This is a genomic window from Streptomyces sp. NPDC059718 (assembly GCF_042733315.1).
Lineage (GTDB): Bacteria > Actinomycetota > Actinomycetes > Streptomycetales > Streptomycetaceae > Actinacidiphila.
The window spans coordinates 275,447-293,844 of the sequence record NZ_JBHWGA010000001.1 but is presented as its reverse complement, the minus strand read 5'-3'; the positions used below and the strand labels follow the sequence as shown (position 1 = coordinate 293,844).

Sequence of the window (18,398 nt, the reverse complement as noted above, 5' to 3'; positions counted from 1 at the left end):
CCGGGTACCGCCGGGCGGCCGGGCGGGACTCCGCTTGCGCAGGTCACCGCCGGACCGTCACCGTACGAGATCACCCGATAGGTTCAACGGGCGTCGGCGCTGCCGGTCAGATCCGGACGCCGAACTGGAACGGCATGTTGTTGATGGACTCGTAGCGCACGACCGTGCCGGTGCGCGGCGCGTGCAGGACCATGCCGTTGCCCGCGTACAGGGCCACGTGGTGCTGGTCGCCGTAGAAGATGACGAGGTCGCCGGGCGCGAGCTGGCTCATCGACAGACGCGTGCCCGCGTTGGCCTGGGACTGGGAGGTGCGCGGTATCGAGGCGCCGGCCTGGGCGTAGGCCCAGGAGGTGAGGCCGGAGCAGTCGAAGGAGCTCGGGCCGGTGGCGCCGTAGACGTACGGCGAACCGATCTTGCTCTGGGCGGCCGAGAGGGCGGCGGCGGCGAGCGAGGAGGCCGGCGCGACGTTGCCCAGGTCGACGCGCTCGTTGGAGCGGTTGGCGCGGGCGTCGGCGGCGGCGAGGGAAGCGCGCTGGGAGGCGGTCAGCGAGTTGAGGAGCTTCTGCGCCTCGGCCAGCTTCGCCTGGACTTCCTTCTTCTTCTTGCCCAGCTCGGTGCGGGTCTCGTCGAGCTCGTTGAGCTTGCTCGCGGCCTCCGCCTTCTGCTGGTTGAGGGTGCGCTTCTTCTCCGCGATCTGCTGGAGCGCCTCGGCCTGCTTGGTGCTCAGCTGGTCGAGGGTGGACGCCTTGTCGAGGTAGGTGTCCGGGTCGGCGGAGAGGAAGAGCTGGAGCGTCGGGTCGATGCCGCCGCTGCGGTACTGGGCGCTGGCCAGGGTGCCGAGGTCGTCCTGGAGGTCGTTGAGCTCCGACTGCTCGCGGGCCACCTCGTCCTGCAGGTCCTCGACCTGCTTCTGCAGCTTCTGCTGCTTCTCCTTGGCGCCGTTGAACTTCTCGGTCGCCTGCTCGGCCTGCTCGTAGAGACCGTCGACCTTGGCCTTGACGCTCTTGACGGACGGCTTGGCCGGCGCGGCCTGGGCGGCCTGCGCGGACAGGGCGACGGCTGCGGCGGCGGTCGCGGTGAGCACGGTGACACGTGTGCGACTGGCCTGCTTGGGACGACGGTGGGACGCCACTCGGGCGAGCTCCTTCTTCCTCCAGCCGCCTGCCGCATGCATCGGGAACCACGTTCCCCGGCTCCAAGCGTCGGCGTCCCCCGTCGTACGCACGGCACTTCAGATCGGCGGGACCTCCGCCGCCATCCGGACTGGATGATCGACTGGGCAGAGGTTCGAGGCACGACCCTAGTGACCATCTTGTGATCGGATCAAATCCCTGAAGAAAAAAAGTCGCTCGGCAGCGTTTTCTTTACACACATCGCACGTGCAGTGATGACGAGTTGACGCTGCGTCCCCGAAAAGCGCCTCACACGCCCCACGGTGTGCTCCAGGTCACACCCGGGCAAGTCGCTTCAGCAGCAAGGTGGATGCGACCGGGCGGGCGCCGACACGGGCCACACCGTCAGCAACTTCGCGATCGGAAGAAACCACCACAATCGGACGACCGGGAGGTTCCGCCCGAACCAGACGCCGGATCAACTCGTCCGCCGTCTCACCGGCCTTGCTGAACAGCACCCGGACCCCGCGCGGCGGTGCCAGCAGCACCGGGGCGTCCAGATCGGCACCGTCGAAGACGCAGGTGACCTCGGAACCGCTCTGCGCCGCCAGCACGGCCAGGCCGCCCAGCAGCCGCAGCCGCTGCTTCTCCAAGGGCAGCGCCGGATAGCCGGTCTTGGTCACGTTGTAGCCGTCGACCACCAGATGGGACTGGGGCAGCGCCAGCAGTTGGTCCAGCAGCGCCGGGTCGTCCTCGGACAGGGCGCGCCGCGCGATGTCCTTGGGGCTGATCGCCCCCGGCGTGACCGCGTCGACGGTGTCCGCGGGCCGGGCGCCCAGGGTGTCGCGCGGCGGCAGCGCGAGCTCCCGGCGCAGTCCCGAGGCGGCGTCGAGCACGGTGTCCAGCAGCAGGCGCAGCCGCATGTCCTCGGTGCTGCGGCCCTCCCGGGCCGCCCGGCGGGACGCCTCCGCGGCCTGCTCGGCCTCGGCGAGCCGGGCCCGCAGCCGGCGGGCCTCGCCGTCGGCCGACGTCTTCTCCGCGGCCGCGGCCGCGCGGGTCTCGTCCAGTTCGGCCTCGACCTTGCGCAGCGCCGCCTCGGCCCGCTTCACGTCGCTCGCCGCGCTGCGCAGCTTGCGCTGCAGCGACTCGGCCTCCTTGCGGGCCGCCTCCAGCTCGGTGCGGACCCGCATGCCCTCGGTACGCGCCTGCGCGCGGGCCTCGTCCAGCTCCACCTTCAGCTGCCGCAGCTCGCGCTGCGTTTCCTCGCCCGCCCGTTCGGCGCTGACCCGCTGCGCCTCCTCGCCCGCGGCGGCCACCAGCTTGGCCCAGCCCGCGGGACGCAGCAGGTACGCGGCGGCCGCCACGTCCAGCGGGTCGACCGCGGGGGGCGGGGTGCCGGCGTCCAGCGCCTCGCACAGGTCGGGCTCGGACTCGCGCAGCCGTGCGCCCACCCGCTGCCGGAAGGACGGGTCGCCCTCCAGGGCCGTGGCGAGCGCGGTGGCGGCGAACTTGGCGCGACGGCTCGGGGTGAACCGGGCGTACGGGCGCAGCACCGCGGGAAGCTCGCCCGGGGTCAGCCCGCCGAACGCCTCCGCCGCCAGGGCGACCACGCGGTGCCGTACGCCCTCGGGCAGCGGTCGGTCCAGCGCCTCGCCGTGGACGGACTCCTCCGGCGCAGCCGTAGCCTCGGGCGCGGCCGCTTCGTCGCCGCGGCCCGGGTTACCGCCGGTCCCGTCCACCCGTCACTCCCGTCCAGTCCGTGGGCGCCTCCCCGGCCTCCTTCAACCTCTCTGGCCGCGCCGCATTCTTCTATTGTCCCCGGCGGCGCTCAGGCCTGCGTCGCCGCCGCCGCACCGGGGCGGTCGACCAGCTCGACCTGGTCCACGGCGTTGCACCAGCGGCAGCGCACCGACTCCACGGACTCGCTGAGCACCTCGCGCTCCTCGACCGTGGGCTCGCCCGCCAGGTCCAGGTGGACGTACTCGACGACCTTGCTGGAGCGGGTGACGTCGAACCGGGTCAGATTGCCGCACAGGGAGCAACGCCAGCGGGTCGTGGCGGTCGGCAGGGGCACCGGCATCGGTCGTCTCCTCGGTCGCGCGGATGCGTTCCGGTCACCCTACGGCCTCGGTGGTCCCCCGCGCTGCGGCGAGGCGCCCCACGACCGTTACGCCCGTTCCGTCATGATCGGTCCATGGTCATCCCGGTGTACGACAAGAACCCCGTCCACCGCACACCCGTGGTCACGTACGCCCTGATCGGGCTGTGCGCGTTGCTCTTCTTCATCAGCCCGTCCTCCGGGCTCAACTACATGTACGGCATGGGCCACGATCAGGTGTGCGCCCAGGCGACGTACTTCGCCCGCTGGGGTGTCATCCCCGCCGAGCTCTGGCACGGCCGGATCCCCCTGGCGCAGGTGCCGATGCCGGCGGACTGCCCGCCGCTGGGGTCCTTCGCCACCTCGCCGTTCGTGTCGGTGCTCACCGCACTGTTCGTCCACGGCAGTTGGGTCCACCTGCTCGGCAACATGCTCTTCCTCTGGGTCTTCGGCGACAACGTCGAGAACCGCATGGGCCGCTTCCGGTTCCTGCTCTTCTACGTCGTCTCGGGCTACCTGGCGACGTACGGCTACGCGCTGGGGCACGCCTCCTCCACCCAGACCCTGGTCGGCGCGTCCGGCGCGATCTCCGGGGTGCTCGGAGCGTACCTCTACCTCTACCCCAAGGCCCGGGTCACCAGTGTCTTCCCCTTCCTCTTCTTCCTGCCGCTGCGCTTCCCGGCCTGGATGGTGCTGATCTTCTGGTTCGTCCTGCAGTGGCTCGCCGGCGAGATCCAGCAGACCGGTCCCGGGGTGGCCTACCTCGCCCACATCACCGGCTTCGTCTTCGGCTTCCTGTGCGCGTGGGTGTGCTATCGCGCAACGCCTAAGCTTGAGCCCGCAGCCAGGGCGACCCAAGGAGACCTACAGCCGTGATCACCGCGATCGTGCTCATCAAGACCAGCGTCGACCGTATCCCCGAGATCGCGGAGTCCATCGCCGCGCTCGACAGCGTCAGCGAGGTCTACTCCGTCACGGGGACGTACGACCTGGTCGCCATGGTGCGGGTGGCCCGGCACGACGAGCTCGCGGACGTCATCCCCGGCCGGATCAGCAAGATCCCCGGTGTCGAGGCCACGGACACGCACGTGGCCTTCCGCACCTACTCCCAGCACGACCTGGAGACGGCCTTCGCCATCGGCCTGGACGCGTAGCCCGTCCGCCCGGCGCTGCGGGGCCGGGCCGCTCAGGCCTGGTCCCGGTCCGGGACGCAGCGGCCGTCCTCGGTGCGGTAGCGCCACTTGGCACCGTCCGCCACGAGCTCCCGCACCGCGGCGACGAAGCGCTCCACGTGCTCGTCCGGGGTACCCGCGCCGAACGAGACGCGGATGGCGTTGAGCGTGGGGGCACCCCCGGCGTCGGGGGCACCGCACTCACCCGGCTCGTGGTCGGCGCCGCCGAGCAGGGTGCGCACCAGGGGGTGCGCGCAGAAGAGGCCGTCGCGGACGCCGATCCCGTACTCGGCGGAGAGCGCCGCCGCGAAGTGGGAGCTGTTCCAGCCCTCGACGACGAAGGAGATGACGCCGACCCGGGGGGCGTCGTCGCCGAACAGCGACAGCACCTTCACCTCGGGCACCTCGGCCAGTCCGGCCCGCACCCGTGCCACCAGCGCCTGCTCGCGCTCGACCAGCCGGTCGAACCCGGCCTCCGTCAGCACGCGGCAGGCCGAGGCGATCGCGTAGGCGCCGATGACGTTGGGCGAGCCGGCCTCGTGCCGGGCGGCCGTGGTGTGCCAGTCGACGTCCACGCCGCCGTCCGCGCGCCGGGCCACCCGCCGCGAGGCGCCGCCCCCGGCCAGGTAGGGCTCGGCCGCACACAGCCAGTCGGCGCGGCCGGCGAGCACACCGGAGCCGAACGGCGCGTACAGCTTGTGCCCGGAGAAGGCCACCCAGTCCACGTCGAGTTCGGCGATGTCCACCGGGTGGTGCGGGGCCAGCTGCGCCGCGTCCAGCACGATCCGGGCACCGTGCGCGTGGGCCGCCGCGGCCAGCTCCCGCACCGGCCACAGCTCGCCGGTCACGTTGGACGCCCCGGTCACGCAGACCAGCGCCGGTCCGTACGACTCCCGGGCGGTCAGTGCCCGCCCCAGTGTCGCCACGGCCTCCCCCGGGGTGCGGGGGGCGCCCAGGTAGGTCACGTCGGCGTTCCGCCACGGCAGCAGGGACGCGTGGTGCTCGGTCTCGAAGACGAAGACGCTCGTTCCGGCCGGTACGGCGGCGGCCAGCAGGTTCAGCGAGTCGGTGGTCGAACGGGTGAAGACCACCTGGTCGTCGGGGCGGCAGCCGAGGAACTCCGCGACCGTGGCCCGGCTCTGCTCGAACAGGTCCGTCGACAGCTGCGAGAGGTAGCCGGCCCCCCGGTGGACGCTGCCGTAGTACGGCGCGTAGGCCGCCACGTCGTCCCAGACCCGCTGCAGGGCGGGCGCGCTGGCCGCGTAGTCGAGGGCGGCGTAGCCGACCTCGCCCCCGGTCACGAGCGGCACGAGGACGTCGCGCCCGAGCACGGGCAGCGCGGTGTGGACGGGCGAGGGCAGGGCAGGGCCCAGCGACATGGCGAACTCTCCTGGGAGCATGCGGGAGTGACGGGACGTCAGTGATGACGGAACAGCCCTCGGCACGACGGGCGAAGGCCCGGGGAGGGGTAGGACGGCTGAGGGCCCGAAAGGCCCTAGCGCATTCGCTTGCTCATGGAGGAACTCCTCTGACCGCGCTTGCCGCAGACCTCGCTGCCTGCGGCCTGGTCATCACCCGGGGCACCCCGCCACGGAAGGAGGGTTGCCGGACAGCGGGCCGGGGCCGTGTCGCTGTCACTCGTGACCTGCGCAGCATCATGCCACACGCGCGGGGCGCCGCAAGCCGCGGTCCGCATCCCGGACGGTCCGCCCACGGGCGGACGGCACGGAGGGCCGGGGCAACGGCCCCGGCCCTCCACGGTCGTTCCCTCGACTACGCCTGCGTGGCCGCGGCCCACCGCTCCAGCGTCCGCGCGGCCGCACCCGAGTCGACCGACTCGGCCGCCCGGGCGATCCCGGCCGCGATCCGGTCGGTCAGCGAGCCGCCCGCGCCCTCCAGCGCCACCAGCGCGGCCGCCGAGTTGAGCAGCACCGCGTCACGGACCGGGCCCGTCTCGCCGGCCAGCAGCCGCCGGGCGACGTCGGCGTTGTACGCCGCGTCCGCGCCCCGCAGCGCCTCGATCGGCACCAGTTCGATGCCGACGTCGCGCGGGTCGAAGGACTCCTGCTCGACCTTCCCGTCCCGCACCACCCACACCTGGGAGGTGGACGTGACGGTGAGCTCGTCCAGCCCGTCGTCGCCCCGGAACACCAGCGCGGAGGAGCCGCGGCGGGCCAGCACGCCGGCGATCAGCCCGGCCATCCGGGTGTCGAAGCACCCCACGGCGGAGGCGCCCACGCGTGCCGGGTTGGTCAGCGGGCCGAGGATGTTGAACGAGGTGGGGATGCCCAGGTCGCGGCGGGCCGGGGCGGCGAACCGCATCGCGGGGTGGAACTTCGCCGCGAAGCAGAAGGTGATCCCGGTGTCCTCGGCGACCTTCGCCACCCGGTCGGCGGGCAGGTCGAGGTTGATGCCGAGCTTCTCCAGGACGTCGGAGGCGCCGCTGGCGCTGCTGGCGGCGCGGTTGCCGTGCTTGACGACCTTGGCCCCCGTGCCGGCGATGACGATGGCGGACATCGTCGAGATGTTCACCGTCTTGGCCCGGTCCCCGCCGGTGCCCACGATGTCCACGGCGGGGCCGGGGATGTGCAGCGGCTCCGCGTGCGCGTACATCGACTCGACGAGGCCGGTGACCTCCTCGACGGTCTCCCCCTTGGCCCGAAGCGCCACCATGAAGCCGGCGACCTGGGCGTCCGAGGCCTCACCGCTCATGATCCGGTCCATCGCCCACGCCGCCTCCGCGGCGGTCAGGTCCTTGCCGTTCAGCAGCGCGCCCAGGACGTCGGGCCAGGAGCCGCCCGCCATTGATGCGCCTCCGGCGGGGTTCACAACGCTCATGGTCCACACTCCATGGGGTCTGACGTGCGACGGGAATCCTTCGGCTCCAGCCTATCGGCGCCGGGGAACGGGAAAGGGCCCCGTCCATCGGATGGACGGGACCCTGCCCGGTGGCACAGCTTCGGTGATCAGTGGTGACCGTGGCCGCTCGTGATCTCCTCGTACTCCTCGACCGTGGGCTTGTCGATCTGCGTCCCCTCGCCGTAGTAGCCGCGGGACAGCTTCGCGCGCAGCTTCGCCGTGGGGCCGACCTTCTTCTCCACGCCGTTCTCGTCGACCTCGGGGCCGACCTCGAGCGGCTTGGGCTGCTCGTGCTGGGTGAGCTTGAACAGCGAGCCCTGCTCGAGCGGCTCGTGGATCTCGATGAACTCACCGTGCGGGAGCCGCTTGATGATGCCGGTCTCGCGACCGTGCAGCACCTTGTCGCGGTCGCGTCGCTGCAGACCCAGGCAGATCCGCTTGGTGACGACGAAGACCAGCACCGGCAGCACGAAGAACGAGATCCGGACCACCCAGGTGATCGCGTTGATCGACAGATGGAAGCGGGTGGCGAAGAGGTCGTTGCCGCCGCCGACGAGCAGGATCAGGTAGAGGCTGATCCAGGCGGCGCCGATGCCCGTGCGGACGGGCCGGTTGCGCGGCCGGTCGAGCAGGTGGTGCTCGCGCTTGTCACCGGTGAGCCAGGATTCCAGGAACGGGTAGACGCCCATGAAGCCCAGGACCAGCGGGAAGATCACCAGCGGGATGAACACGCCCAGGACGAGCGTGTGGCCCGCGAAGTTGATCTCCCAGCCCGGCATGATGCGGATCAGGCCCTCGGAGAAGCCCATGTACCAGTCGGGCTGGGCGTCGGTAGACACCTGGTCCGGACGGTAGGGGCCGTACGCCCACACCGGGTTCACGGAGACCAGCGCGGACATGGCCGCGATGACACCGAAGACGATGAAGAAGAAGCCGCCCGCCTTGGCCGTGTAGACCGGGAAGAACGGCATGCCCACGACGTTCTTCTCCGACTTGCCGGGGCCGGGGAACTGCGTGTGCTTGTGGTAGACGATCAGGATCAGGTGGGCCACCAGCAGGCCCGCCATGATGCCGGGGATCAGCAGCACGTGGATCGTGTAGAACCGCGGCACGATGTCGGTGCCGGGGAACTCGCCGCCGAAGAGGAAGAACGAGAGGTACGTGCCGACGATCGGCACGGACAGCACGGCGCCTTCCATGAAGCGGATACCGGTGCCCGACAGCAGGTCGTCCGGCAGCGAGTAGCCCATGAAGCCGTCGAACATGCCGAGGAACAGCAGCAGGAAGCCGAAGACCCAGTTGACCTCGCGCGGCTTGCGGAACGCACCGGTGAAGAAGATGCGCATCATGTGCACGAGCATCGCGGCCACGAAGACGATGGCCGCCCAGTGGTGGATCTGCCGGACGAGCAGACCGCCGCGCACGTCGAAGCTGATGTGCAGGGTCGACGCGTACGCCTCGGACATCGTGATGCCCTGCAGCGGCGCGTAGGAGCCGTCGTAGACGACCTCGTTCATCGCCGGGTGGAAGAACAGCGTCAGGTAGACACCGGTCAGGATGATGATGATGAAGCTGTAGAGGGCGATCTCGCCCAGCATGAAGGACCAGTGGTCCGGGAAGATCTTCCGCAGGTTGGCCTTGCCCAGGCTGTAGATGCCCAGCCGGCCGTCGGCCCAGTCGGCGACGCGTTCGCCGGCGGGCGCCTTTCCGCGCTGCTTCGCGCTCGCGCTCGTGTTGGTGCTCATCCACGCTCCCAAAACGCAGGGCCCACGGGCTCTTCGAAGTCGCCCAGTGCCTCGAGGTAACCCTCACCGTTCACGCTGATGTGCAGCTGCGGCAGGGCGTGACCGGCGGGACCGAAGATCACCCGGGCACCGTCGGACAGGTCGAACGTCGACTGGTGGCAGGGGCAGAGCACGTGGTGCGTCTGCTGCTCGTAGAGGCTGATCGGGCAGCCGACGTGGGTGCAGATCTTGGAGAACGCCAGGATGCCCTGGTGCGCCCACTCGCGGGACTTCTTGTCCTTGATGTCGTCCGGCTGGATGCGGACGATCATCAGGGCCGCCTTGGCGAGCTGCTCCTGGTAGTCGTGCTGCTCCTCCTCCAGGCCCTCGGGCACGGCGAAGGTGAGCGAGCCGACGGCGACGTCCTCGGGACGCAGCGGCTTGTTGGTGTTCTGGTTGATCAGCAGCCTGCCCTTGGACCACAGCGTGTGGCGGAGCTTGTCCTCCGGCAGCGGGCCGAGGTCGCGCAGCAGGAACACGCCGGAGAGCGGCACCAGGGTCAGCGCGCCGAGCATGGTGTTGCGGATCAGCTTGCGACGGCCGATCTGGCTCTCCCCGGCCCCGGTGGCGAAGTCGGCCTTGACCTTGGCGCTGACCTCGGGGCTCGCCTCGATCGGGTGGCGGTCGTCGGCGACCTCGACGTCCGACATCAGCGTGCGGGCCCAGTGGACCGCGCCGGCGCCGATGGCGAAGAGCGAGACGCCGAGGGTCATGCCCAGCGCGAAGTTCAGCGCGCTGATGTGACCCAGCGGCCAGATGTAGACGATCTTGTCGATCGGGATGACCACGAAGCTGGCGATGAAGGCCAGCGTGGCGAGCATCGACACGGTGAACAGGAAGGCCACCGTGCGCTCGGAGGACCTCGCGGCCTTCTCGTCGATGTCCTGGCGGCGCGGCAGGTGGGCCGGGAAGCCCGGGTCCGCGAACGGGTTCTCCGCGGTCGCGAGCTGGCCGCCGCCCTGGTGTGCCGGCCTGTCCGGCAGGTTCTCTTGTGACATGTCCTGACTCATGACTTCTTCGCCTTGGTGGTGTGGGCCGCGAGCCAAATGGCGCAGGCGATCAGGGCCCCGAGGCCGAAGATCCAGCCGAAGAGACCCTCGGTGACCGGGCCGAGGCTGCCCAGCGACATGCCGCCGGGGCTCGGCGCGCCCTCGCCGTTGACGGCGTCGAGGTAAGCGATGATCTCCCGCTTGTTCTCCTCCGGCATCGTCGTGTCGGGGAAGGACGGCATGTTCTGCGGGCCGGTCAGCATGGCCTCGTACAGGTGCTTGTCGCTCACGCCTTCCAGCGTGGGCGCGTACTTGCCGTGCGTCAGCGCTCCGCCCTTGCCCTGGTAGTTGTGGCACTGGGCGCAGTTGGTGCGGAAGAGCTCCCCGCCGCGCGCGGCGTCGGCGCCGGCCGGGTCGTACTGCTCCTCGGTGGGCGTGACCGGGCCGGGGCCCAGCGAGGCGATGTACGCCGCGAGCTGGTCGATCTGCTTCTGGTCGTAGATGACCTTCTTGCGCGGCACCTGGGCGCCGGGCTGCTGGGCCGGCATGCGACCGGTGCCGACCTGGAAGTCCACGGCCGCGGAGCCGACGCCGACGAGGCTGGGGCCGTCACTGCCGCCCTGCCCCGACGTACCGTGGCAGCTGGAGCAGCCGACGGCGAACAGCTTCTTGCCCTCTTCGATGGCGAGGGACTGAGAGCTGTCGTCGGCCTGCGCCTTGGGCGCCGGCGCGAGCGCGGCGTACAGCCCCCCGATGGCCGTGAGCGCGACAAGTAGGACGACGAGCGCCGCCAGCGGGTGGCGCCGTCGTGCGGAGAGCTTTTTCACGGATTACCCCGGTGTCAGGATCTCTTGCGTCGATGGTTCTGGATGTCGTTGACCGTGTGCGCAACTCGCGCGGGGGCCCGACTACTTGATCAGGTAGATCGTGGCGAAGAGGCCGATCCAGACGACATCGACGAAGTGCCAGTAGTAGGACACGACGATGGCCGCGGTGGCCTGCTCGTGGGTGAACCGCCGTGCCGCGTAGGTCCGTCCGAGGACCAGCAGGAAGGCGATGAGACCACCCGTCACGTGCAGACCGTGGAATCCGGTGGTCAGGTAGAACACCGAACCGTACGGGTCGGAGGAGAGCGAGAGGCCGTCCTCCTTGACCAGGTTGGTGTACTCGAAGATCTGACCGCCGACGAAGATCGCGCCCATGATGAACGTCACGATGAACCACGCGCGCAGCTTCTTCACATCGCCGCGCTCGGCGGCGAAGACACCCATCTGGCAGGTGAAGGAGGAGAGCACGAGGATCGTGGTGTTCGTCGCCGAGAACGGGATGTCCAGGACGTCGGCGTGCGCCTTCCAGTACTCGGCACCCGTCACCGAGCGAAGGGTGAAGTACATCGCGAAGAGGGCCGCGAAGAACATCAGCTCGGAACTCAGCCAGATGATGGTTCCGACGCTGGTGAGGTTCGGCCGGTTGACCGACGGGTGCGCGTGCCCGGTTTCTACTGCTGTTGCTGTCGCCACGACCGACATTATGTCGGTCGCTTATCTCGCGCTCACTCCGGGGGGTGCCATTCGGTGTGTCAAGGCCCTTGAGGTAGGGAAAGGCGTCGCCCGAAGGAGCTAACCCTCCTCGAAGCAGCCTGCCCGGGAGTAAGGTTCGGCCACAGGCAGGCGACTCCACGAGGGCGAGGAGGCACGGATGCAGACGACCGCGACGGTGCTGGTCTACAGCGACGACAGGAACACCCGGGAACAGGTCCGTCTGGCCGTCGGCCGCCGCCCTGCGAGCGACCTGCCGCCGGTGGAGTACATGGAGTGCGCGACCCTCCCGGCGGTCCTCAGCGCGCTGGAGAACGGCGGCATCGACGCGTGCGTGTTCGACGGCGAGGCCGTCCCGGCCGGTGGCATGGGAGTGTGCCGCCAGGTGAAGGACGAGATCTTCCGCTGCCCGCCGGTGCTGGTGCTCATCGGGCGCCCCCAGGACGCCTGGCTGGCCAGCTGGAGCCGGGCCGACGCGGCGGTGAGCCACCCGGTCGACCCGGTCGCGCTGAACGAGGCCCTGGCGGGGCTGCTGAGGCAGCGGCTGGCCGTCGACGCGTAGCGTCACATCTCGGGCTGAAGACGGGCCTCAGGGGCGTCGGTACGGTCGGCGACGGCCGGGTCGGCGCCCTTGCGCGTTCCCGTCGCGCTGCCCTTGCGCCACTCGCTCCAGGACAGGTTCCAGTCGCCGAAGCCGTTGCTGAAGGCGGGCATGTCCTCACCCAGGCTGTGGACGACCGAGACGAGGTCGCCGCGCCGCACGTTGTCGAAGAACCAGTGGGCGTTCTCGGTGCTCATGCCGACGCAGCCGTGGCTGACGTTGGCGATCCCCTGCGAGCCCACCGACCAGGGCGCCGCGTGCACGTACTCACCGCTCCAGGTCACTCGGGTGGCCCACTGGACGGGCAGGTCGTAGGAGTCGGAACTGCCCGAGGCGATCCCCACGGTCTCGCTGCGCATCCGTACGTTGGCCTCCTGACCCAGCACCACCTTGATGCCGTTGCGGGTGGAGAACCCCGGCTTGCCGGTGGTCACCGGGATGGTGCGGACGAGCTTGCCGTTGCGCTTGAAGGTCATGGAGTGCGTCGCGGCGTCGGTGACGGCCTCGATGCGGTCGCCGGTGCGCAGCGTCAGCGGCTTGACGTCGCCCCCGTAGAGCGAGCCCTTGATGTGCACGTTGTCCAGGGTGCTGCGCACGTCGATGCGGGCGTGCGCGGGCCAGTAGGTACGGGGGCGGTAGTGCAGGGTCTTGTCGTCGACCCAGTACCAGGCGCCCTCGTCGGCCGCCGGGGAGGCGTTGACGTGCAGGTTGCGCTCGACGACGCTCCGGCCGAGGGTGTCCTTCACGGCCGCGCTGAGCTCGGCGGTGATGGGCTGCCCGACGCCGTAGGTGCCGCTCTCCGGGCCGAAGGTGACCTTCAGATGGCGCTTGGTGCCCGTGGTGTCCACGGCGAGCGTCTTGCGTCCCTGGTGGCCCTTCGCGTCCTCGGTGGTCACCTGGACGACGTAGTGCGCCGCGGAGGAGAGCTTCGACGTGCTGCGCCAGCGCTTGCCGTCCGCGGACAGGCGGCCGCTCACGTAGCGTCCCGAACCATCGGTGGCCGTCACGTCGGTGATGCGGTTGCCTTCACCCTTGACGGTGATTTCCAGCGGCTTCTTGGGGTCGGCCTTCTTCGACCCGGTGATTCCCCCGGTCCACACGACCTGGCCGGCGGCGTCGTAGGGGGCGGTGGCGAGGGGATCGCCGCCGCCCGAACAGGAGGCCAGCGGCGCGGAGAGTGTCACTGCAGCGATCGCGGTCGCCATGCGGCGCGGAGAAAAGTGACCCATGGTCACCACGCTAAGCAGAGATGATCTCCGGCGCCCGCCGAGCGCGTACGAACGGGCGATGGCCCGGACCCCCCGTTCGGGGTCCGGGCCATCGCCGTGCTGTGCGTGGGCGCCGGGCGCTCACTGGGTGCGGTTCTCACCCCGGTAGTACTCGAAGACCCAGCCCCACAGGCCGACGAGGATGAAGGGCGCGCCGAAGTAGATCAGCCACCAGCCGAAGATGATGCCCAGGAAGGCGGTGGCTCCACCGAAGGCCAGCAGCAGCGGCTGCCAGCTGTGCGGGCTGAAGAAGCCCAGTTCGCCGGAGTCGTCCGCGACGTCCGCGTCCTCACGGTCCTGCGCGCCGGTGTCGGCGCGCCGGGCGGTGAAGGCCAGGTAGAAACCGACCATCACGGCGAGGCCGAAGGAGAGGAAGAGCGCCGTGGTGCCGACCGGCTCCTTGGACCACAGGCCGTAGACGACGGCCATGCCCAGGAAGAAGACGGACAGCCACAGGAACAGCTTGCCCTGGAACTTCACTTGCCGCTCTCCTTCTCATCGCCGCCGGAGACGGCCGGGGCCGCGCCGACGTTCTCCAGCTGGTCCAGAGCGGCCATCTCCGGGTGGTGGAGGTCGAAGGCCGGGGATTCGGACCGGATGCGGGGCAGCGTGAGGAAGTTGTGCCGCGGCGGCGGGCAGGAGGTCGCCCACTCCAGCGAGCGGCCGTAGCCCCACGGGTCGTCCACCTCGACCGGCTTGCCGTACTTCGCCGTCTTCCACACGTTGTAGACGAACGGCAGGACCGACAGGCCCAGCAGGAAGGAGCTGATCGTCGAGATGGTGTTCAGCGTGGTGAAGCCGTCGGCGGCCAGGTAGTCCGCGTAGCGGCGGGGCATGCCCTCGGCACCCAGCCAGTGCTGGACGAGGAAGGTGCCGTGGAAGCCGATGAACAGCGTCCAGAAGGTGATCTTGCCCAGGCGCTCGTCGAGCATCTTGCCGGTGAACTTCGGCCACCAGAAGTGGAAGCCGGAGAACATCGCGAAGACGACCGTGCCGAAGACCACGTAGTGGAAGTGCGCCACCACGAAGTACGAGTCGGAGACGTGGAAGTCCAGTGGCGGCGAGGCCAGGATGACACCGGTCAGACCACCGAAGGTGAAGGTGATCAGGAAGCCGATGGCCCAGAGCATGGGTGTCTCGAAGCTCAGTGAGCCCTTCCACATGGTGCCGATCCAGTTGAAGAACTTCACACCGGTCGGTACCGCGATCAGGAAGGTCATGAAGGAGAAGAACGGCAGCAGCACACCACCGGTGACGTACATGTGGTGGGCCCACACCGTCGCCGAGAGGCCGGCGATGGAGATCGTCGCCGCGATGAGGCTGACGTAGCCGAACATCGGCTTCCGGGAGAAGACCGGGATGACCTCACTGATGATGCCGAAGAACGGCAGCGCGATGATGTACACCTCTGGGTGCCCGAAGAACCAGAAGAGGTGTTGCCACAGCAAGGCGCCGCCGTTGGCGGCGTCGAACACGTGCGCACCGAACTTCCGGTCGGCCTCCAGGGCCAGCAGCGCGGCGGCCAGCACCGGGAAGGCGAAGAGCACCAGCACACCGGTGAGCAGCACGTTCCACACGAAGATCGGCATCCGGAACATCGTCATGCCGGGGGCGCGCATGCAGATGATCGTGGTGATGAAGTTGACCGAGCCGAGGATCGTACCGAAGCCGGAGAACGCCAGACCCATGATCCACAGGTCGCTGCCGATGCCCGGCGAGCGGACCGCGTCGGTCAGCGGCGAGTAGGCGAACCAGCCGAAGTCGGCGGCGCCGTTCGGGGTGAGGAAGCCGGCGACCGCGATCAGCGAGCCGAACAGGTAGAGCCAGTAGGCGAACATGTTCAGCCGCGGGAACGCGACGTCGGGGGCGCCGATCTGCAGCGGCATGATCCAGTTCGCGAAGCCGGCGAACAGCGGGGTCGCGAACATCAGCAGCATCACGGTGCCGTGCATCGTGAAGAGCTGGTTGAACTGCTCGTTGGACACCACCTGGGTGCCCGGGCGGGCGAGTTCGGCGCGCATGACGAGCGCCATCACGCCACCGATGAGGAAGAAGAAGAACGACGTCGCCAGGTAGAGCGTGCCGATCGTCTTGTGGTCGGTGGTGGTCAGCCACTTGACGATGACGTTGCCCGGCTGCTTCGTGCGGACCGGCGTCTCGTCCGCGTACGCGTCGTCGTGCGCGGCGGCCGCACCGTGGGGTTCGTTGAGAATGCTCACTGGGTCTTGGTCTCCGCGTTCTTGGCGTTGCCGGTGGTGGCAATGCCTGCCGGGACGTAACCGGTCTGGCCCTTCTTCGCCAGGTCCTGGAGGTGCTGCTTGTAGGCCTCCGGGGAGACGACCTTGACGTTGAAGAGCATCCGGGAGTGGTCCACACCGCACAGTTCGGCGCACTTGCCCACGAAGGTGCCCTCCTTGTTGGGGGTCACCTGGAAGACGTTGGTGTGTCCGGGGATGACGTCCATCTTCATCAGGAAGGGAACCACCCAGAAGGAGTGGATGACGTCACGCGAGGTGAGGACGAACCGGACCGACTCGCCCTTGGGGAGCCACAGGGTCGGGCCCGGGTTGCCGGTGTCCTGGTCCTTGGAGGCGGGCGTGCCGAAGTCGTAGACGCCGTCGGCACCCGCCGGCGCGTCCAGCTTCTTCGCCGAGATCGTGGAGAGCTCCGCGGGCACCGTGCCGGCCGCCGGGGTCGACGGGTTGCCGTCCACGTCCTCGACGTAGTTGAAGGCCCAGCTCCACTGGAAACCGACCACGTTGACGACGTGGTCGGGCCGCGCGGAGGTCTCCAGGAGCTTGGACTCGTCCCGGGCGGTGAAGTAGAAGAGCACCGAGATGATGACCAGCGGGACGGTGGTGAAGAGCGCCTCGATCGGCATGTTGTAGCGGATCTGGGGCGGGATCTCCACCTTGGTGCGGCTGCGCCGGTGGAAGATGATGCTCCAGAGGATCAAGCCCCATACGAGCACGCCGACCGCCAGCGCGGCGGCCCAGGAACCCTGCCAGAGCGACAGGATCCGCGGTGCCTGCTCCGTGACGGGGCTGGGCATGCCGAGGCGGGGGAAGTCCTCGTATGTGCAACCGGTGGCGGTCGCAAGGACCAGGCCCGCGGCCAGCGCCTGCGGCAGAATCCGCCGCATCGGGCGCCGCGACGAGCGGTCGGAGCCGTAGGGACTCACGTAGCGCCTTCCCGAGAGTCTCGCCCACGCGTCCGGATGCCCGGCCTGTGCTGGTCGGTCGCCCTGGCGCGGGCAGTGGTGTGGATGTTTATGCGGACCAAACCCTACTGGACTCGATTTTGGGGCGCGCGGGGAGGGGTGCCAACGCGCCGGGGCGGCCCCCGAAGGGGTGTCGGGCACCGCCGCGCACCTGCGGAGGGCCCCGTTTCGGGGGCTTTTGACTGGTCCCCAGACGCTCCGTGGGACACCGGGGCGTAGCGTGCAGGACGTGCCCTACTTCGACGCCGCGTCCGCCGCACCACTGCATCCCGTCGCCCGGCAGGCACTCCTCGCCGCGCTCGACGAGGGGTGGGCCGATCCCTCCCGGCTCTACCGCGAGGGGCGCCGCGCGCGGCTGCTCCTCGACGCCGCCCGCGAGGCCGCCTCCGACGCCGTCGGGTGCCGTCCGGACGAACTCGTTTTCACTCCTTCGGGTACTGGTGCGGTGCACGCGGGGGTGGCCGGGGCGCTCGCCGGACGACGCCGGGTCGGCCGGCACGTGGTCGTCTCGGCCGTCGAGCACTCCTCCGTACTGCACGCGGTGGAGGACGCCGACGTCACGGAGGTGGGTACGGACCGCACGGGTCTGGTCGACGCCGGCGCCTTCGGCGCCGCGCTGCGCGAGGACACCGCGCTGGCCTGCCTGCAGTCCGCCAACCACGAGGTCGGCACGGTGCAGCCGGTCGACCGGGTAGCCGAGCTGTGCCGGGCGGCGGGGGTGCCGCTGCTCGTGGACGCCGCCCAGTCACTGGGCTGGGGCGCGGTGGCGGGTGGCTGGTCGCTGCTGACCGCGAGCGCCCACAAGTGGGGCGGACCGTCCGGCGTCGGCCTGCTGGCGGTCCGCAAGGGCACCCGCTTCGCCGCCCAGCACCCCGCGGACGAACGGGAGTCGGGGCGCGCGCCCGGCTTCGAGAACCTTCCCGCGATCGTCGCCGCGGCGGCCTCCCTGCGGGCGGTGCGCGCCGCGGCGGACGCGGAGGCGGCACGGCTGTCCGCCCTGGTCGACCGCATCCGCACCGCGGTGCCCGAACTCCTCCCGGACGTCGAGGTGGTGGGTCACCCCGAGGTGCGGCTGCCGAACGTCGTGACCTTCTCCTGCCTCTACGTGGACGGCGAGGCGCTGCTGCACGAACTGGACCGGGAGGGCTTCTCCGTCTCCTCCGGGTCGTCGTGCACCTCCAGCACGCTGACGCCCAGCCACGTGCTGGAGGCGATGGGCGTGCTGTCCGAGGGGAACGTCCGGGTCTCGCTGCCGGCGGGTACCGAGCCGGGCGACGTGGACCGCTTCCTCGAGGTGCTGCCGGGCGTGGTGCGGACGGTACGGGAGCGGCTCGGCGCTCCGGCGCCGGCGTCCGGGCCCGCGGTGCGGGCGGTGCGGACGGCGGGGGGAGCGGGGGCGGCGGAGGAGGACGAGCCCGACCTCATCGTGGACTCCCTCGGCAAGCGGTGCCCGATCCCGGTCATCGAACTGGCGAAGGTCATCGGGGACGTGCCGGTGGGCGGCGTCGTGTCGGTGCTCTCCGACGACGAGGCCGCCCGGCTCGACATCCCCGCGTGGTGCGACATGCGCGAGCAGGAGTACCTCGGCGCGCACGCCGCGCCCCGCGGGGTCGCGTACTGGGTGCGTCGCGTCTCCTGACGGGCCCGGGGGTTGGGGGGGGGGGGCCCCCCACCCCCCCCCGGGGGGCCAAGGAGAGGGGGCGGGGGCCCCCCCCCGCCCCCGCGCCCCCGGGCCAGAGGTTTAAGGGACAAAAAAA

At 70.2% G+C, this 18,398-nt stretch carries 17 protein-coding genes and 1 riboswitch; of the genes, 4 read left to right on the top strand and 13 right to left on the bottom strand.

Annotated features, from left to right (window positions below; genetic code table 11):
- Positions 1–106: 106 nt before the first annotated feature.
- The 3 genes from ACFV3E_RS01380 to ACFV3E_RS01370 all read right to left on the bottom strand — a co-directional run bounded on the left by ACFV3E_RS01380 (position 107) and on the right by ACFV3E_RS01370 (position 3,192).
- Positions 107–1,132: a C40 family peptidase gene (locus ACFV3E_RS01380; protein WP_500370038.1), complete on the bottom strand. Its 1,026-nt coding sequence runs from the start codon at positions 1,130–1,132 to the stop codon at positions 107–109.
- Positions 1,133–1,447: 315 nt separating this feature from the next.
- Positions 1,448–2,851, bottom strand: a complete 1,404-nt coding sequence (locus ACFV3E_RS01375) for an NYN domain-containing protein (RefSeq protein ID WP_500532846.1) — start codon at positions 2,849–2,851, stop codon at positions 1,448–1,450.
- 89 nt (positions 2,852–2,940) lie between these two features.
- The gene (locus tag ACFV3E_RS01370; protein WP_499511418.1) at positions 2,941–3,192 is read right to left on the bottom strand and encodes a hypothetical protein; all 252 of its coding nucleotides are present in this window, start codon (positions 3,190–3,192) and stop codon (positions 2,941–2,943) included.
- 114 nt (positions 3,193–3,306) lie between these two features.
- Between ACFV3E_RS01370 and ACFV3E_RS01365 the strand changes: the two genes are divergently transcribed.
- Both ACFV3E_RS01365 and ACFV3E_RS01360 read left to right on the top strand, forming a co-directional pair.
- Complete coding sequence (locus tag ACFV3E_RS01365) at positions 3,307–4,086, top strand: rhomboid family intramembrane serine protease (protein WP_500532845.1); 780 nt, start codon at positions 3,307–3,309, stop codon at positions 4,084–4,086.
- Positions 4,083–4,364: an Lrp/AsnC family transcriptional regulator gene (locus ACFV3E_RS01360; RefSeq protein ID WP_018557042.1), complete on the top strand. Its 282-nt coding sequence runs from the start codon at positions 4,083–4,085 to the stop codon at positions 4,362–4,364. The genes ACFV3E_RS01365 and ACFV3E_RS01360 overlap by 4 nt, the downstream gene beginning before the upstream one ends.
- 32 nt (positions 4,365–4,396) lie before the next feature.
- Here the strand turns inward: ACFV3E_RS01360 and ACFV3E_RS01355 are convergent, their stop codons facing one another.
- From ACFV3E_RS01355 to ctaE, 6 genes are all read right to left on the bottom strand, one after another.
- A complete protein-coding gene (locus ACFV3E_RS01355) occupies positions 4,397–5,761 on the bottom strand; it encodes an aminotransferase class V-fold PLP-dependent enzyme (protein ID WP_500532844.1) in 1,365 nt (454 codons plus the stop codon).
- Positions 5,762–5,911: 150 nt separating this feature from the next.
- Positions 5,912–6,028, bottom strand: a riboswitch (SAM riboswitch).
- A 127-nt stretch (positions 6,029–6,155) separates the two neighbouring features.
- Positions 6,156–7,220 carry an anthranilate phosphoribosyltransferase gene (gene trpD / locus ACFV3E_RS01350; RefSeq protein ID WP_500370034.1) on the bottom strand — a complete coding sequence of 355 codons (1,065 nt, stop codon included), beginning with the start codon at positions 7,218–7,220 and terminating at the stop codon, positions 6,156–6,158.
- A 128-nt stretch (positions 7,221–7,348) separates the two neighbouring features.
- A complete protein-coding gene (gene qcrB, locus ACFV3E_RS01345; RefSeq protein ID WP_500532843.1) occupies positions 7,349–8,986 on the bottom strand; it encodes a cytochrome bc1 complex cytochrome b subunit in 1,638 nt (545 codons plus the stop codon).
- On the bottom strand, positions 8,983–10,023 hold the full coding sequence (qcrA, locus tag ACFV3E_RS01340; protein WP_500329920.1) for a cytochrome bc1 complex Rieske iron-sulfur subunit: 1,041 nt from the start codon (positions 10,021–10,023) through the stop codon (positions 8,983–8,985). The genes qcrB and qcrA overlap by 4 nt, the downstream gene beginning before the upstream one ends.
- Positions 10,024–10,031: 8 nt before the next feature.
- Positions 10,032–10,841, bottom strand: a complete 810-nt coding sequence (gene qcrC / locus ACFV3E_RS01335) for a cytochrome bc1 complex diheme cytochrome c subunit (RefSeq protein WP_500370031.1) — start codon at positions 10,839–10,841, stop codon at positions 10,032–10,034.
- A gap of 81 nt (positions 10,842–10,922) precedes the next feature.
- Positions 10,923–11,543 carry an aa3-type cytochrome oxidase subunit III gene (ctaE, locus tag ACFV3E_RS01330; RefSeq protein ID WP_500329923.1) on the bottom strand — a complete coding sequence of 207 codons (621 nt, stop codon included), beginning with the start codon at positions 11,541–11,543 and terminating at the stop codon, positions 10,923–10,925.
- Between the two features lie 169 nt (positions 11,544–11,712).
- On the opposite strand from ctaE, the gene ACFV3E_RS01325 reads away from it, so the two are divergent.
- Positions 11,713–12,114: a hypothetical protein gene (locus ACFV3E_RS01325; protein ID WP_500532842.1), complete on the top strand. Its 402-nt coding sequence runs from the start codon at positions 11,713–11,715 to the stop codon at positions 12,112–12,114.
- Between the two features lie 2 nt (positions 12,115–12,116).
- Here ACFV3E_RS01325 and ACFV3E_RS01320 read toward each other — a convergent pair whose 3' ends face one another.
- From ACFV3E_RS01320 to ctaC, 4 genes are all read right to left on the bottom strand, one after another.
- Complete coding sequence (locus ACFV3E_RS01320) at positions 12,117–13,382, bottom strand: L,D-transpeptidase (protein WP_500532841.1); 1,266 nt, start codon at positions 13,380–13,382, stop codon at positions 12,117–12,119.
- A 120-nt stretch (positions 13,383–13,502) separates the two neighbouring features.
- The gene (locus tag ACFV3E_RS01315; RefSeq protein ID WP_499511427.1) at positions 13,503–13,901 is read right to left on the bottom strand and encodes a cytochrome c oxidase subunit 4; all 399 of its coding nucleotides are present in this window, start codon (positions 13,899–13,901) and stop codon (positions 13,503–13,505) included.
- Positions 13,898–15,640, bottom strand: coding sequence for an aa3-type cytochrome oxidase subunit I (ctaD, locus tag ACFV3E_RS01310; RefSeq protein WP_500532840.1), 1,743 nt, complete (start codon positions 15,638–15,640; stop codon positions 13,898–13,900). Before ctaD ends, ACFV3E_RS01315 begins: the two co-directional genes overlap by 4 nt.
- A complete protein-coding gene (gene ctaC, locus ACFV3E_RS01305; RefSeq protein WP_499511429.1) occupies positions 15,637–16,602 on the bottom strand; it encodes a cytochrome c oxidase subunit II in 966 nt (321 codons plus the stop codon). The genes ctaD and ctaC overlap by 4 nt, the downstream gene beginning before the upstream one ends.
- A gap of 268 nt (positions 16,603–16,870) precedes the next feature.
- On the opposite strand from ctaC, the gene ACFV3E_RS01300 reads away from it, so the two are divergent.
- A complete protein-coding gene (locus ACFV3E_RS01300; protein ID WP_500532839.1) occupies positions 16,871–18,280 on the top strand; it encodes a cysteine desulfurase/sulfurtransferase TusA family protein in 1,410 nt (469 codons plus the stop codon).
- The last annotated feature ends 118 nt before the right edge of the window (positions 18,281–18,398 follow it).

What these genes read in the sequence shown, in the direction of transcription:
- trpD (WP_500370034.1), bottom strand. Translation starts at nt 7,220, where the DNA reads ATGAGCGTTGTGAACCCCGCCGGAGGCGCATCAATGGCGGGCGGCTCC.
- ACFV3E_RS01355 (WP_500532844.1), bottom strand. Translation starts at nt 5,761, where the DNA reads ATGTCGCTGGGCCCTGCCCTGCCCTCGCCCGTCCACACCGCGCTGCCC.
- qcrA (WP_500329920.1), bottom strand. Translation starts at nt 10,023, where the DNA reads ATGTCACAAGAGAACCTGCCGGACAGGCCGGCACACCAGGGCGGCGGC.
- ctaE (WP_500329923.1), bottom strand. Translation starts at nt 11,543, where the DNA reads ATGTCGGTCGTGGCGACAGCAACAGCAGTAGAAACCGGGCACGCGCAC.
- ACFV3E_RS01320 (WP_500532841.1), bottom strand. Translation starts at nt 13,382, where the DNA reads ATGGGTCACTTTTCTCCGCGCCGCATGGCGACCGCGATCGCTGCAGTG.
- ACFV3E_RS01325 (WP_500532842.1), top strand. Translation starts at nt 11,713, where the DNA reads ATGCAGACGACCGCGACGGTGCTGGTCTACAGCGACGACAGGAACACC.
- ACFV3E_RS01365 (WP_500532845.1), top strand. Translation starts at nt 3,307, where the DNA reads ATGGTCATCCCGGTGTACGACAAGAACCCCGTCCACCGCACACCCGTG.
- qcrB (WP_500532843.1), bottom strand. Translation starts at nt 8,986, where the DNA reads ATGAGCACCAACACGAGCGCGAGCGCGAAGCAGCGCGGAAAGGCGCCC.
- ACFV3E_RS01370 (WP_499511418.1), bottom strand. Translation starts at nt 3,192, where the DNA reads ATGCCGGTGCCCCTGCCGACCGCCACGACCCGCTGGCGTTGCTCCCTG.